This is a genomic window from Prevotella sp. DNF00663 (assembly GCF_001553265.1).
In the GTDB taxonomy this organism is placed as follows: Bacteria; Bacteroidota; Bacteroidia; order Bacteroidales; family Bacteroidaceae; genus Prevotella.
The window spans coordinates 74,844-89,997 of record NZ_KQ960620.1 but is presented as its reverse complement, the minus strand read 5'-3'; the positions used below and the strand labels follow the sequence as shown (position 1 = coordinate 89,997).

The following is a 15,154-nucleotide window of genomic DNA, read 5'->3' as shown; positions in this document are numbered from 1 at the left end:
ATTATGTTGTTAATTAATAAAAACTCTGAATTTGCACATCCATTCCCTACCGGGTTTCTGTAGTTTATAGTTGTCGTAAGCTTTTGTATCAAAAATATTGTTACACTCTAGTGAGATATTATATCTCATTTTGTCCCATGAATACGAGAGAGTTGTCGAATGGAGATTTTGCGTTGGGATATGTGCTTTAGAAAATAGGGAGCCATATCCTTCCCATGTCAGATAAAACCAATGTACATATTGATACAAATAGCTGAAGCGTATATTCGTATCCTTACAAAATAGATTGGTCTTCTGTAACATTATTTCCGCATTCCCATAAAGCCATGGACGGTTGGGAAGTCTATTTTTGTAGGTCACAGATTCCTTACCATCATTCATCCATCTATTCATATCACGTGCATTCTGATAAGTTCCATTCAGTTTTAGCTGCAACCAATCAGCATACGAGTAACTCACTTCGCCTTCTACTCCTTTCACTGTGACATTATTTACATTCTTATATTGTAACAATCCATCCTGTTCAGACAAGACTGCATGAATATAATCTCTCACCTTACGGACAAATCCTGCAACTTCATAATCTAAGCGATACGTTTTGCTGAATACTGCATGTCCATACAATCCTAAGTTTACATTGTCGCTATTCTCTGGTTTTAAAGCTAAATTGGCATAGACAGTAGCACCGTTACCCAAGAGTTCATTGGCTAGCGGAAGTCGAGCTGCATGCTCAAAAGAGCCCTTTACAGAAATTTCCGGCAACAGTGTATAACGGCTACTGAGCCCGTATCCCATATAATTCTTTGTCGTATTGCGAATCGCATTCATGGAATTAGTTATCCACGGAAGATCGGTTTGTCCAACTTTTACATGATTAATATAATCCTTTAAAAATACAGATGCTTGCCAACGACCTTTCAAGCTAACATAATAAGATAATCCTATAAGATGTTTCGTAATTCTATCACTCGACGGTTCAAAATCTGTATCGAGTTCATCCCAGCGTCGATTACCGGTACTATACATCAAATAATTAAGATTGAATGATTGATTATGTCCAAGCGTATAATCAAAATTTGTTCTGATGGTGGTAAGCGGACGACTATAATGTCGTAGCTGTTTACTACGACCAGTAATCTCATTGCGAACAGTATTAATGTAACTACCGTCCCATGCATACTTCCGATAAGTAGAATCTACAGTCACAGCCTTATCCCAAGTTTGCGATATAAGAGCCTTCAATCGTAAACCATCCACGAAGAAATTGTGTTTATCGTAACTCATCGATACATTCCAAGCATGCTGATTACACTCTGCCTGACCATATACAATACTCTGTATCTGTCCAGTTTGCAATTCCTTATCTTTCTTTTGACATGATGCAGAGACGAAAAACGCATCGGCCCACGATTTATTCTGAACTCCTACTTCCATTTGCCCTAATAAGAAAAAGTATCCATCATGAAATCGTTTTGCATCAGTTTCTATATAAGCATCTGCTTGCTCATTCCATAATTCCACACCCTTCATACGGTAATCATTCTTCGAATAAGCCAGTCCGAACGATGGTCGTATCACGATTCCGGATTTAGGTAGCACCCATTGCCCGTTTAAGTCGGCTAGTGCGGTATGAAACGAACCTGCTGTTACAGATACATCTAAATAGTTTTTTATTTTTCGAGTAGTCACTAAATTAATAGCTCCCCCCAATGCGTCTCCTCCTAGATAAGAAGGTACGACACCCTTATATATCTCAATATAATCTATAAGACTGATAGGTATGTTATCAAGCGAGGCATTACGTCCTTTCAAATCCAAGGGTACACCGTCAAGAAAGTATCTCACCGACTTACCCGACATCCCATTTAAGGATAATTCATAATCTGCCCCCAAACCACCTTCACGTCTTACTCGTGCGCCGGTAGTCTGATTAATGAGGTCGGCTAGATTTGTTGCTACATTTGATTGGTTGCGTACATCGATCATATTTATGTAGAAACCACTTTCTTTCAATTGGCGCTGTTTGCTTTTTGCTGTCACATGTACGCCCTTTAAATTGATAGAATCGGCAATATCATCCTGTGCCCATAAATATATAGGTACAATCAATGCTACAATCAACGAGGCTAAGCCTTTCATTATTATCAAATGCGATTATTTAATAAATTGTAATATACCCCATCACCCGGAGGCCATATACAACGATAATTAGATTTGGTAGGTCTTCTGACTTTCTCCATCATCTACACCTTCCCGTCGCACGTCAATGTACGCCAGTGGCTTTCATTGGTAGATAACACAAGGAGATTACAGCAGCGGGTACTGTTCGGGACTTACACCCGATTCCCTTTTAATCAAACAGGCAGTAATCTGTCTGAACCAATATCTGTTTGCAAAGTTACCCTTTTTACTGTAAGAAACAAAATTAACACAAAATGAATTCTACTAATGAGAGTTTTTTTATCGAAGATTTAATTTTACAATATGTTTTCCTTGTCTAATAAAAAAATATCTTTACCTTTGCCCACGTTAGAACTCAAAATGTGTGTAACTTGCACAGTCAACACTCTCACGTGCGGAGAGCTAGAATCCAAGCGACTTTAATACTAACGGTCCATACAGACACGGCTTCTATTTTTATAATCGTATCAATAATCCCAATGCAATTATCTTCTTTCCCGCTTTGGGTAGAATTACTCATGCAACTGCAGTATTTGATACTAGACCTACCGGTACGTATTGGACAAACACGGTGATACTAACTAAAACAGGGGTTGACTTCGATTGGAGAACTGTATTTTCTTTCGATAGAGATAGCGGTGTATATCCATTTGGGTCATCAAATATACAAGAAGGATACAGTATGCGCCCCGTGGCAGAGTAAGCCCCTCTACAACCTCCTCCGTCCCTGATAATGGAGGGACGGGGGAATAACCCCAAATAGCTCTTTGACGTGCAGAATAGACACGAGAGGAAAAACAAAGCCTCCTACTTGCCGTTGTGCGGGAAAATGAGTATATTTGCACCGTAACATTAATTATATTATAAGGAGGAAAAACTATGGCAACTTATACTATCAACATCGACGAGCGCACGAAGGAAGGACGTGGCATCATGGCATATCTGCGCGAGAAAGGACTCATTCCGCAGAGCAAACCTAATGGTATTGAGGCTACAAGGCAAGCCATCAGCGAATTGCAGCAGGGCAAGGTCACACGTTGCAAGACATTTGACGAATATCTCAAAAGTGTGAGGTGATGCGTGAAATCGTTTTCACAGGTCAATACAAGCGTGACTTGAAACATGCTCGCAAGCAACATCTTGCTGAAGATGACTTGAACGAAGTCATTAAGATGTTGGCTGATGATATTCCATTACCCGCAGCTCAACGTGACCATGCTTTGAGTGGTGAATATGCCGGGCTTCGCGAATGCCACATACATCCCGACTGGCTGTTGATTTATAGCAAGGAGGATTTTGTTTCGATGGAAGAAGATACTGTGTGCGAACTGCGCATTCTCAATCTTATACGTACCGGAACGCATTCTGACTTGTTTGGCTGACGCCACAAAACTAATTCCCCTTCCGTCCCACATTCCCATTGCAGGAATGTGGGACGACTGTTTTCTCCCCCTCGTGCCGTATTCGGAGCAAGCAGGTATCGGCGATTTCGCGCAACGGTGTCTCTACGAAAGAAAAAGCACTGGCGCGCCACGCGACAATGCTTCTACGAGAAAAAATGGCCGGCGCACCACGCGTCACCCCATTCTTGATAAAAATCAATCTAATGTTCAACTTAAAACACAAAACGCTTATGAAAACTACAAAAATCAAATCGTTCGACCTCGGCCATATGCACGTGGAAGAGGACTTCGGATTTCAGAAAATGGTCAGCGTCGAAGTCGAGCACCTACCGTACGTAGACACCCCCTCGGCTATGCCGCAAAACTGAGATCGGCCATCGAGGCATTCAAGCAGGCGTATCAGCAGTTTGACGTCGACTTGAAGAAAGATACCACCGTTCCCTCCGCCAAGGTAGCCGCCGAGCAAGATGCACTGCGCGACAAGGCATGGAGGTCGATGCGCGAGTATGCCAAGGCTGCGATGACATTCCCCGACCACGCCACCGCCGCCACCGCCACAGAGGTGTACAATCTGTTCAAAAAGTACGGCGACCTTGCCACAATGTCTCAGGCCGAAGAGACGGGGCGCCTACACAATCTGCTACACGACCTCATGGAAATAGACGCCTCGCGCATGGCCGCCACCAATTTCAAGCCGCTGCTCGACCTACTATACCAGTGCAAGGACGAATATCTTACCACGGTGAGCAGTCGTGCCAGACAGGAGAGTGCTGTACAGGTGGGCATCATCAAACCATCACGCATGCCGCCGATGCTGCTTATCGCACACTCGTGGAAACCGTCAACGCCCTTACCATCATCAACGGTGCAGCCCCCTACCCCCCCGTTCATCGACCCTGTGAACGCCATCATTGACCGCATGAAGACAGTGTTGACCACACGCCGCACCGTAAACACAAAGAAGGGTAGCAGCCCCCCCGGCCCTCCCCGAAGGGGGAGGGGGAAGTATAAACTCAAGAACTTAAAAACTCACAAACTCCATTTTGTAAAAAGACAGGCGCCTCTGCAAAATATGCAGAGACGCCTGTTTCGTTATTGATTGCTGTTTTCTGAATTAACCGAAGTTATCGAACATAATAGATTCCGGTTCTACACCGATACTATCAAGCATGTCTTGTACGGCCTTACTCATCGGGCCGGGACCACACATATAGTATTCTATATCTTCGGGCGCTTCATGGTCTTTCAAGTAGGTGTTGTACATCACTTGGTGTACAAAACCGGCCGTATAAGCCACTCCTGCTTCGTCGGCCTTAGGATCTGGACGGTCTAGCGCCAAATGGAAATGGAAATTAGGATATTCCTTTTCCAATTCATGGAAATCTTCTAAGAAGAATGCTTCGCTCAAAGAACGCGCACCATAGAAATAATGCATCTCGCGGTCGCGGGTGTGGAGCGTCTTCAACATGTACATAATCTGTGAGCGTAGAGGAGCCATTCCGGCACCACCACCAACCCAAATCATCTCTTTTCCGGAGTCTAAAATAGGATGGAAATCACCATAAGGGCCACTCATCGTCACCTTATCACCCGGCTTTAAAGAGAAGATATAACTCGATGCAATACCCGTCGGTACATCTTGGAAACCTACCTGTGGACGTGGAAGGAATGGTGTGCTGGCAATACGCACCGTCAAAGTGATGATGTCTCCCTCATCAGGATAGTTGGCCATAGAGTATGCACGTACCGTATCTTCAGGGTTATGAGCCTTCAATGACAGAATATTGAAATTCTTCCAAGCGGAAAGATACTCTTCGCCAATATCATTTTTATCAAAATCCTTATCGTAATCAATGACGTCGTAAGCAGGAATTTTAATCTGCGAATAGGAACCGGGAATGAAGTCCATATGCTCTCCAGGGGGTAATGCCACCTTAAATTCCTTGATAAATGAGCTGACATTCTTGTTACTAATGACCGTACACTCCCACTCTTTTACGCCAAGAACGCTCTCTGGTACTTTAATCTTCAAGTCGCCTTTGACCTTACATTGGCATCCAAGTCGCCAATGTTCTTTCACTTCTTTGCGACTGAAGTGAGGACGTTCGGAGTCTAATATCTCTCCACCACCCTCTGTAACACGTACACGGCACTGACCGCAACTACCTTTTCCACCACAAGCAGAAGAAAGATGTATGCCATTTTGAGTTAGTGTAGAAAGCAACGAACTTCCTTGTTCTACATTGAGAGTCTTCTCATCATTAACAACAAGATTTACGTTTCCACTTGGACTAAGATACTTTTTAGCCACAAGTAGTACGACTACCAGCAGTAGGATAATCGCCAAGAATACGAGTATACTTATTAATATAAACTGTCCCATATCTTATATTATATTTTTAGACCAGAGAAGCACATCATGGCCATAGCCATGAGTCCCACTGTAATAAATGTAATACCAAGTCCCTGTAGAGGCTTTGGCACATCACTATACTGCATTTTCTCACGAATAGCGCCCATACTCACGATAGACAGCGTCCATCCAATACCACTACCTATAGCATAAGCAATACTATCCCAAATACTCCCAATATACTGTGTGTTGCTTGGATCAAGGTTGATGCGCTGCTGCATGAAGAGAGAAGCTCCCATAATAGCACAGTTTACTGCTATCAAAGGTAAGAAGATACCCAACGCAGAGTAGAGAGATGGACTAAACTTCTCGACCGTCATCTCAACCAATTGAGTAATACCTGCAATGACTGCTATAAAGAGAATGAAACTCAAATAAGACAAATCCACACCCTCTATCAAACAATCGGGACCTAAAACCTTCGTTTGGAGCAGGTAATCCACCGGTACCGTAACTAGCAATACAAAGGTAACGGCAAGTCCTAATCCCAAACTCGTCTTCACATTCTTACTTACAGCAAGGAATGAACACATACCAAGGAAGAATGCGAAAATCATATTATCCACAAATATGGACCTAAAGAAAAGACTAATAATATGTTCCATCTTAATTATTTCTCTTTATAAAAGTAAGCACGGTGTATCCAAATCACACACCCGACAAGTAATAATGCCATAGCAGGCATGGTCATCATACCATTATTAATATATCCTGCGTCGTACACTCCTTGGGGTATTAACTGGAATCCTAGCAAGGAACCGCGTCCCAAAAGTTCACGAAAGAAACCTACCACAACAAGAATCAAAGCATAACCTAAGCCATTTCCTAAACCATCTAAAAAACTTGGCCAAGGTTTATTCGTCATGGCGAAGGCCTCAAGTCGGCCCATCAGAATACAGTTGGTAATGATAAGACCTACATAAACGGACAACTGAACACTCACATCATAGGCTACTGCCTTCAACAATTGACTTACAATAGTTACCAAAGCTGCTACTACAACCAACTGTACAATAATTCTTATTCGCATCGGAATCGTATTACGAATAAGTGAGATTATCACGTTGCTAAATGCAGTAATAACCGTTACAGCCAATCCCATAACTATAGAAGGCTTCAATTGACTTGTTACAGCAAGAGCACTACATATTCCCAACACCTGAACCATGATAGGATTATCTAGGTTCAGCGGATTGATAAATGTCTCTTTATTTTGTTTTGAGAATAATGCCATATTATTTATCCTTTAAAAATTTAAGATATTGTCCCAAACAAGTGTGGAGCATCTCTGTCACACCATTTGATGTCAGAGTTGCACCGGTGACGCCATCAACTTCTCTCTGAGGGTCTTCTACCTTTTTGCTAACAGTAATTGCGATGGCAACTCCATCTTTCCCAAATATTTTTTTGCCTTGGAATTGAGCCTGCCAAGCTCTACTATCTTTGATTTCAGCACCAAGTCCAGCTGTCTCACTCTCATGGTTGAAGTAAGCACCAAATATAGTTTCCTTGTCGGCATTTAAAGAAATGTACCCGCTGATAGGTCCCCAAAGTCCCATACCATATACTGGAATGATATATTTCTCTTCACCATTGACTTTACAAATATACAGAGCGAGACGACCTTCTTTAGTATCTTTACTATTCAATTTGAACCCGGTGTTTTCTCCACCTTGTTCTCCGGGTGCTAAGACCTCTCCATTTGGATTGATAATCTCATCTGCCAATACCACCTCATGATATTTCTTGACAGCCTCTGCGTCATTGATGTCACGAATGTTAAGGGCATAGAGTAGTTGCTTTTTCTTATCTAAGGCAACGTTAGCATCTTGCGCCGGCTTCAATGCTTGAAACACAAATGCCAAAAGAAAGGCCACAACCACTACAATTACCATTGAATAGATAATCGTATATGAATTTGAATTTGTTTTCATTGTTCAATAATTATAATTTCAGTAGTGGCAATATTATTTGCTGGTACGATTGGTACGCTTAGCAATATTTCGCTGTACTACACAGTAATCAATTGTTGGAGCAAACATATTCATCAGCAAGATAGCCAGCATCATACCTTCCGGATATCCGGGATTAAGCACACGTATAATAACAGCCATCGCTCCAATGATGAAACCATAAATATATTTACCAGTTTCTGTTCGTGCACTTGTTACAGGATCTGTAGCCATAAAAACTGCTCCAAAAGCAAATCCACCTAAGATAAGATGTTCATACCAAGGAATAGCAGTAGCACCACCAATATTAAATAAAGCTGCTACAATACCGCCACCGACAAATACACTACACATAATCTTCCAAGAAGCAATGCCTGTCCACAATAAGATAATGGCGCCAATAGCTATTGCTATGATAGAAGTTTCGCCTATTGAACCGGGGATAAAGCCTACAAACATGTCGTTGAGACTTGCAGTTGGAATAATATTCTGCCCTAATTGACCAAGGGGTGTCGCTGCCGTGAAACCGTCAGGAAGCGTATTGCCTAAACCGAATATGGAATTTTTAGCTATCCAGACACTGTCACCACTCATTGTTTGGGGATAAGAGAAGAATAAAAATGCACGAGTTACAAGTGCAACATTGAAAATATTCATTCCCGTACCACCAAATATCTCTTTAGCAAATATGACAGAGAAAGCTATTGCAATAACCAAAATCCAAATAGGAGTGGTTACAGGAATAATCAGTGGAATTAAGATACCAGTCACAAGATAACCCTCTTGTATCTCCTCTCCTTTCCATTGCGCCCAAGCAAACTCTATACCCAATCCAACAATATAAGAGATAATTACTTTTGGAAGTACAGCCAACATTCCGAAAGTAAATATTTCAGTAAATGAAGCTGTGGTCAATGTACCCACAGCTAAATAATTTTGGTAGCCGACATTATACATTCCGAAAAGTAAAGCGGGCAATAAAGAAATCACCACTATACTCATGATTCTCTTTGAATCTATTGAGTCGTGAATCGAAACGCCAGTCTTTGAAGTTTCGTTTGGAACATATAGGAAAGTCTCGAAGCCTTCAAAAACGCTCTTAAATGCGTGCAACTTCCCTCCCTCTTCAAAGTTTGGTCTGATTCTATCTATGTATTTTTTTAAACTCATAATAAATATAACTACGTTTTATACCTTAAGCATTTTCTTTACGTAGGATATCTAGTCCATTACGTACGATTTGCTGTAGGGGCAATTTTGAGCTATCGACAAATTCAGCCAAAGCAAAATCTTCTGGACTTACTTCATAAATACCTAGCTGTTCTTGCTTATCAATATCACCCGCAATAATAGATTTAATAAGGAATTCAGCCATAATATCCATTGGCAACACCTTATCATACTCTCCACTCATAATCATGTGACGCTCTCCACCTTTGATTCGAGCATCCAATTTATAAGCTTTCTTCTTCCCTTGCAACCAAGAGAAATAGCTGCGATTGACAGAGAATTGAGAGATTCTCGGTAAAATCCATCCGAACATTTCATTTACATTGTCACCTTCGGGAATAGCAGTTACTTCTGATGTATGCGCTCCAAGGAAATCATCTAATAACGCTTTACGCCCTGTCAAAGGATTACCATTAATAATACGCACATTATCTATAGTTTTCAACTTATCTTTGAGCAAATCCTTAAGTGGAGTTCCCACCAAAGTTTTAACATAATCCGGTTCATGAATCTCACTTCCGGCAATAGCTATTGTACGTGTTAAATCTACTTTACCTGTTGTAAACAAGCGACCAATAAAGATAACTACAGATGGCTCTACCGTCCAAACCACTTCACCTTTATTCACCGGTGACAAATGATTCACTTGTATTCCGACATTACCAGCGGGACATGGACCATCAAAGATTGTTACTTCAACATCTTTGGCATTTGTCAATGCATCACTCTTTTGATTGGCTCCAATTCCCAAATATGTTTTTTGAATCTTCGATAAGGCAGTAAGTCCGGTTTGAAAGGCAGATTCATTACCTTCTAACTCAACCTCGAAATCTGCGGCCAAAGGCATATCACGCAAAGCAGATACAAAAATAGCTTTAGGTTCTACATCCTCTGTTGTTGACACTGCATACGGCAATTGGTTGATGAAACCAAAGAGACCGGCTTCTAACAAAGACTGTTTAACGCTTTCTGCATCAAGGCTATTCACATCTTTTACACCGAAATCTATAAATTGCTGTTCTGCATCTGCCTTTACATTCACGCTAAGGACTTTTCTACGATCACCTCGCACAATAGCTTCTACAGTACCACTAACTGGAGAAGCAAACTTAATCGAAGGATGTTTTTTATTCACAAACAAGCCTTCTCCTGCTTTAACATGGTCACCTTCTTTGACGATTACCTTCGGCTGTAAGCCTATGAAATCATTTGGGACAAGCGCATATACATCGCTCATTCCTTGACTTCTTGTTACAGTCTTGGCCTTGCCTTGCAGGTTAATGTCTAAGCCCTTACGTAACTTAATTACATTTGCCATAATTATATTTAAACTGATAAATATTGTTTTTGTACATTCACAAAAATAAACACAAGTGCAAATATACTAAAAAGCGGACACTTAAAACAAGAAAAGACAGCTTTTATTTCTATGTCAGGCAAAAAACGACTAAATTTGCGTCATTAATTCATAGAGAGCGAATAAAACGTAAATACAAACATATCATAAATGGGAGTATCTGGACATTTGTCAGTATATACTTCTTTACAATTGTATTGTTGCATATACCAGCAATACAGCGCTTTATTGGGTCGGAACTTAGCATTGCCGTTGGCAATAAATTAGGTACCAAAGTAGAAATAAAACGAGTAAACTTAGGTATATTTAATCGGGTAATTATCGACGGGATAGCAATTCAAGACCAGCATGGTGAGACTATGTTATCAGCCAGTCGGTTATCTGCCAAGTTCGATATACTCCCCCTTTTCCATGGTAAGCTCTCTATTTCTGCCGCTCAATTGTTTGGTACCTCTATCACCACATATAAACAAACCACTAATTCTAAGCCTAATTACCAATTTGTAATTGATTCTCTAGCATCAAAGGATACAACTCAACATTCAAAATTAGACTTAGCAATACACTCAATTATTATTAGACATGGTGCTTTTTCATATGACTTGCGAGAAGCAGTTACACTCTCTCGTACATTTAATACAAATCATATTGCCTTCCAAAATATCAGTGCACATCTTATATTAAACCAACTCACCAAAGAGCTGATAGATGTGAATTGTAAAAAGCTGTCACTCACAGAGAAATCAGGTTTGACGGTCAAAGGCCTGACTTTTAAGTTAACAGTAAACCAGCATGAAGCTAAACTATCCCATTTTCATCTGCAATTACCTCAATCTTCTATCAAGTTAGGAGAATGCCGTGCCAGTTTCAAAAAAGGTAAACATGGAATAGAAATGCCTTCATTGCAATTCATTGGTAGTATTGATAAATCTACCATAACACCTTGTGATTTAACGTTTTTATATAAATTATTCAAAGAAGCAAACAATCCAATAACACTTCAATCCTCTTTTTCTGGAACTAGTACATTTATTCGAATCAAAGATATTCATATAACAGGGAAAGACCTTACATTAAATACAAATGGTTCTTTAAGCAATTGGCAGTCCACTCCACGCTGGGTTGCTGCCGTACAAGAACTACGAATATCTGCTAATGGTATTAAGATGATAGCCGAAAGCCTAGGAACCAAATTCAACATCCCGGCAGAAATGACAAGATTAGGCAATATTCATTTCCAAGGTTTTCTTGGTGGATATGGGCAAGACCTTGCTCTAAAGGGAATATTAAAAACCGGTCAAGGTGTCGCTAATATAGCTTTAGGCAAACATCTCAATAACTTTTCCGGACGTCTAGAGACAAAAGGTATCAACCTTGGTAAAATACTTAATAACAACAAATTAGGCGTCTTAGCATCAAGTATCAATATAGATGGAAAATTGCCTACAAAAGAACAATCTCCTCTATTGATTATTGCTAAAGGTTTTATCTCACGCTTTGACTACAACCAATACTCTTTCCAGAATATTCATCTAAATGGAAAATTTGTACAAGCTGCTAAAGGTATGCAGTTTAAAGGACTATTAAATGTTGACGACCCTAATGGACAATTGAGTTTACATGGTAATATCAGCAAAATTAATCAGGTATTAACAGCCCAATTAGAAGTTCATACTACTAATTTAAACCTAACGGCCATGCATTTGCCATCACCTTGGTCACAAACTCTCATTAGCGGGAAAATTTCTAGTAATATAGTCGGTAAATCTCTCAATACAGCTACTGGCCAACTCGTCGTATCAAATCTTAATATCTCAAAGAGTGATGGTGATTTTATACTCAATGAGCTGCGAGTTAATACGGGATACCATGACAAAATCCATTACATGAATTTAACGAGTGATTTCGGGACACTTGCTATTCAGGGAAACTTTGATTATGCAACACTCTATCAAAGCATAACCAATCAAATAGGCAGTAAACTCCCCACCCTGCCCGGTCTTCCAAAAGTTACAAATAGCAAGTATAACAATTTTACTATCAACACTTCACTCTACAACTCAGAATGGTTGAAGACTCTTTTCAACGTTCCTTTGGAACTCCAAGATACAGTTTCGTTGAAGGGTTCAATTAATGACATTGATAAAAAGATCAATCTTATCTGCCAAGTTCCACACTTCACTTATGCAGACAAACAGTACGAAGACGCCTTCATTGAAGTAACTACGCCCAATGACACGTTGAAAGCCAACGCTAGATTGAAAATGCTAGACGACAAGGGAAACGGTTTCTATTGGAACCTCCAGTCTCATGCCGCCAACAACAAGCTGGGAGCAATTCTCTCATGGGACAATAAAAGGAAGAAATTATTTAGAGGACAATTGTCTACAGAGGCCGACTTCTTTAGAACTGATGGTGGTGTGTCTTCTGCCCATGTCAAGATACACCCATCAAATATTCTTGTCGGCGACACAATTTGGCATGTCCAGCCCAGTGATATCATTTATAGTAAGAACCATCTAACCGTTGATCATTTTGAAATATCCCACAACAAGCAGCATATCATTGTATCGGGAATGGCCACAAAAAGTATGGAGGATTCCCTAACAGTAGACTTGCAAGATGTCAATGTCAACTACATTTTGAATTTAGTCAACTTCCATGCTGTAGATTTTAGTGGTCTTGCTACCGGCCAAGCTTACGTTACATCAGTTTTTACTGAGCCCAAAGCTCACGCTAATCTACGCGTCAACGAATTCCGATTTGAGAATGGCCGCATGGGTACACTCTTTGCCCATGTAAACTATAATCACCAAGAAGGACAAATAAACATAGATGCTCAAGCGCTTGATGAAACCGACAAGCAAACCATTATCAAAGGTTATGTATCGCCCAAAAAGAATTATATAGATTTAGGTATAGCTGCCGATAACACCAGACTAGAATTCTTAGAGAGTTTTTGTGGGACATTCATGAACAATATAACAGCAACCGCAAATGGTAAAGTGCGACTGTTTGGCCCCCTGAACAACATCAATCTGACCGGGCAACTAGTTGCTTCGGGCAATGTACACATGCTAAGTCTCAATACAGATTATACATTAAAGAACGATACAGTAACACTTATTCCCGACCATATCATCTTAAAGCATGATACAATCTACGATCGAAACCATAACATCGGTATCGTTCACGGCACCATCAACCATGAACATCTGACCAATCTAACGTATAATATCAATGTAGATGCAAGGAACCTATTAGCCTACGATACTCATGAATTTGGGGGAAATACGTTTTATGGAACGGCTTACACAACCGGTACATGCTCTATTACCGGCCGCAGTGGCGAAGTAGTCATTGATGTCAATGCCACGCCGGAGAAAGGGAGTCAATTCGTTTATAACGTGGCAAGTCCGGCAGCTATATCTTCTCAGGAATTCATCAAGTGGTCTGACAGAGATACTATTGCGACAGATTCTATCCAGCACCTTCACTTACGAGCTGAGCAAGACCTACAGAACGAAGACGACACTCCTGATATTCCTACAGATATACGTATCAAGTTTCTCATCAACATGACCCCTGACGCTATCATCAGACTCATCATGGACCAACAAACCGGTGACTATATTGATTTGAAAGGCACAGGAGGAATCAGTGCCACATATTATAATAAGGGCTCGTTCGACATGTTTGGCAATTATGTGGTATCCGATGGCCTCTATAAACTTACTATCCAAAACGTCATTAAAAAAGATTTTACATTCCAACAAGGCGGAACTATCAGTTTTGGTGGCGACCCTTATGCCGCACGCCTAAACCTCAATGCCTTATATCCAGTAGTAGGTGTCAGTCTGAGTGACTTGAAGATAGGACGTAGTTTCTCGAGCAATAACATACGCGTCAATTGTCTTATGAATATTAGCGGTACTCCTAGTGCTCCTAAAGTCGACTTTACACTAGATTTACCTACTGTCAGTTCCGATGTTAAACAGATGGTATTCAGTATTATAAATAGTGAAGAAGAGATGAAACAGCAAGTATTATATCTGCTAGCTGTAGGTCGCTTCTACACCCAAGGTACCAACAATGCCACATCTGAATTGTCGGCTCAGCAAAGCCAGACAAGCTTGGCTATGCAGAGCCTATTAAGCGGTACGCTGAGCCAACAAATCAATAATGTTCTGAAAAATGTCGTTAATAATTCTAATTGGAACTTCGGGGCAAACATCTCTACCGGCGATGAAGGATTGAATAATGCAGAATATGAAGGATTATTCAGTGGTCAGCTACTCAACAATCGCCTACTCTTTAATGGACAGATGGGCTATCGCGACAATGCAAAGACCGCCACTTCAAGCTTCATCGGGGACTTTGATTTACGTTATCTGATATTTCCTAATGGCAACTTTGCCATCCGAGTGTACAATCAGACCAACGATCGATACTTTATTAAGAACACACTGAACACACAAGGAGTCGGAATTATCCTGAAAAAAGACTTCACTAATTGGCGCGACCTTTTCCGTTTCCGTAGCAAAAAGAGATTAAAGAAAGAAGTCGATAAGAATAATAAATAATACTGCAACGCTTTGGCAGCATTATTGTATAAGCC

The 15,154-nt window shown here is 40.6% G+C and carries 12 protein-coding genes and 1 riboswitch; of the genes, 5 read left to right on the top strand and 7 right to left on the bottom strand.

The features are described 5' to 3' along the window. Positions 1-9 precede the first annotated feature (9 nt). The gene (locus tag HMPREF3034_RS06415; protein ID WP_062434142.1) at positions 10-2,139 is read right to left on the bottom strand and encodes a TonB-dependent receptor plug domain-containing protein; all 2,130 of its coding nucleotides are present in this window, start codon (positions 2,137-2,139) and stop codon (positions 10-12) included. A gap of 59 nt (positions 2,140-2,198) precedes the next feature. Continuing rightward, positions 2,199-2,399, bottom strand: a riboswitch (cobalamin riboswitch). Positions 2,400-3,060: 661 nt separating this feature from the next. Between HMPREF3034_RS06415 and HMPREF3034_RS06410 the strand changes: the two genes are divergently transcribed. The 4 genes from HMPREF3034_RS06410 to HMPREF3034_RS12590 all read left to right on the top strand — a co-directional run bounded on the left by HMPREF3034_RS06410 (position 3,061) and on the right by HMPREF3034_RS12590 (position 4,683). Further along, complete coding sequence (locus HMPREF3034_RS06410) at positions 3,061-3,258, top strand: hypothetical protein (protein WP_036900159.1); 198 nt, start codon at positions 3,061-3,063, stop codon at positions 3,256-3,258. Then, positions 3,258-3,563 (top strand): type II toxin-antitoxin system YafQ family toxin, encoded by a 306-nt coding sequence (locus HMPREF3034_RS06405; protein ID WP_062434139.1) that lies wholly within the window; start codon positions 3,258-3,260, stop codon positions 3,561-3,563. Before HMPREF3034_RS06410 ends, HMPREF3034_RS06405 begins: the two co-directional genes overlap by 1 nt. 158 nt (positions 3,564-3,721) lie before the next feature. Next, positions 3,722-3,952, top strand: coding sequence for a hypothetical protein (locus tag HMPREF3034_RS12595; protein WP_156431058.1), 231 nt, complete (start codon positions 3,722-3,724; stop codon positions 3,950-3,952). A gap of 50 nt (positions 3,953-4,002) precedes the next feature. Further along, entirely contained in the window at positions 4,003-4,683 is a 681-nt protein-coding gene (locus HMPREF3034_RS12590; protein ID WP_156431057.1) for a DUF6261 family protein, read from the top strand. 15 nt (positions 4,684-4,698) lie between these two features. Here the strand turns inward: HMPREF3034_RS12590 and nqrF are convergent, their stop codons facing one another. From nqrF to HMPREF3034_RS06370, 6 genes are read right to left on the bottom strand one after another with little or no spacing between them, the layout of a single operon-like run. Further along, positions 4,699-5,967, bottom strand: a complete 1,269-nt coding sequence (gene nqrF, locus HMPREF3034_RS06395; RefSeq protein ID WP_062434133.1) for an NADH:ubiquinone reductase (Na(+)-transporting) subunit F — start codon at positions 5,965-5,967, stop codon at positions 4,699-4,701. Positions 5,968-5,975: 8 nt separating this feature from the next. Further along, entirely contained in the window at positions 5,976-6,602 is a 627-nt protein-coding gene (gene nqrE / locus HMPREF3034_RS06390; protein ID WP_036899793.1) for an NADH:ubiquinone reductase (Na(+)-transporting) subunit E, read from the bottom strand. A 5-nt stretch (positions 6,603-6,607) separates the two neighbouring features. Then, on the bottom strand, positions 6,608-7,231 hold the full coding sequence (locus HMPREF3034_RS06385; protein ID WP_036899795.1) for an NADH:ubiquinone reductase (Na(+)-transporting) subunit D: 624 nt from the start codon (positions 7,229-7,231) through the stop codon (positions 6,608-6,610). Position 7,232: 1 nt separating this feature from the next. Further along, a complete protein-coding gene (gene nqrC, locus HMPREF3034_RS06380) occupies positions 7,233-7,931 on the bottom strand; it encodes an NADH:ubiquinone reductase (Na(+)-transporting) subunit C (protein ID WP_036899796.1) in 699 nt (232 codons plus the stop codon). A gap of 33 nt (positions 7,932-7,964) precedes the next feature. Then, positions 7,965-9,119 (bottom strand): NADH:ubiquinone reductase (Na(+)-transporting) subunit B, encoded by a 1,155-nt coding sequence (locus HMPREF3034_RS06375; protein WP_062434130.1) that lies wholly within the window; start codon positions 9,117-9,119, stop codon positions 7,965-7,967. Between the two features lie 25 nt (positions 9,120-9,144). Continuing rightward, the gene (locus tag HMPREF3034_RS06370; RefSeq protein ID WP_062434129.1) at positions 9,145-10,497 is read right to left on the bottom strand and encodes a Na(+)-translocating NADH-quinone reductase subunit A; all 1,353 of its coding nucleotides are present in this window, start codon (positions 10,495-10,497) and stop codon (positions 9,145-9,147) included. A 749-nt stretch (positions 10,498-11,246) separates the two neighbouring features. On the opposite strand from HMPREF3034_RS06370, the gene HMPREF3034_RS06365 reads away from it, so the two are divergent. Continuing rightward, positions 11,247-15,119 (top strand): translocation/assembly module TamB domain-containing protein, encoded by a 3,873-nt coding sequence (locus HMPREF3034_RS06365; protein ID WP_231725621.1) that lies wholly within the window; start codon positions 11,247-11,249, stop codon positions 15,117-15,119. Positions 15,120-15,154: the final 35 nt, after the last annotated feature.

Excerpts from the sequence above, each read along its gene's own strand:
- HMPREF3034_RS06415 (WP_062434142.1), bottom strand. The coding sequence starts at position 2,139 with ATGAAAGGCTTAGCCTCGTTGATTGTAGCATTGATTGTACCTATATAT.
- HMPREF3034_RS06410 (WP_036900159.1), top strand. The coding sequence starts at position 3,061 with ATGGCAACTTATACTATCAACATCGACGAGCGCACGAAGGAAGGACGT.
- HMPREF3034_RS06405 (WP_062434139.1), top strand. The coding sequence starts at position 3,258 with ATGCGTGAAATCGTTTTCACAGGTCAATACAAGCGTGACTTGAAACAT.
- HMPREF3034_RS12595 (WP_156431058.1), top strand. The coding sequence starts at position 3,722 with ATGCTTCTACGAGAAAAAATGGCCGGCGCACCACGCGTCACCCCATTC.
- nqrF (WP_062434133.1), bottom strand. The coding sequence starts at position 5,967 with ATGGGACAGTTTATATTAATAAGTATACTCGTATTCTTGGCGATTATC.
- nqrE (WP_036899793.1), bottom strand. The coding sequence starts at position 6,602 with ATGGAACATATTATTAGTCTTTTCTTTAGGTCCATATTTGTGGATAAT.
- HMPREF3034_RS06385 (WP_036899795.1), bottom strand. The coding sequence starts at position 7,231 with ATGGCATTATTCTCAAAACAAAATAAAGAGACATTTATCAATCCGCTG.
- nqrC (WP_036899796.1), bottom strand. The coding sequence starts at position 7,931 with ATGAAAACAAATTCAAATTCATATACGATTATCTATTCAATGGTAATT.
- HMPREF3034_RS06375 (WP_062434130.1), bottom strand. The coding sequence starts at position 9,119 with ATGAGTTTAAAAAAATACATAGATAGAATCAGACCAAACTTTGAAGAG.
- HMPREF3034_RS06370 (WP_062434129.1), bottom strand. The coding sequence starts at position 10,497 with ATGGCAAATGTAATTAAGTTACGTAAGGGCTTAGACATTAACCTGCAA.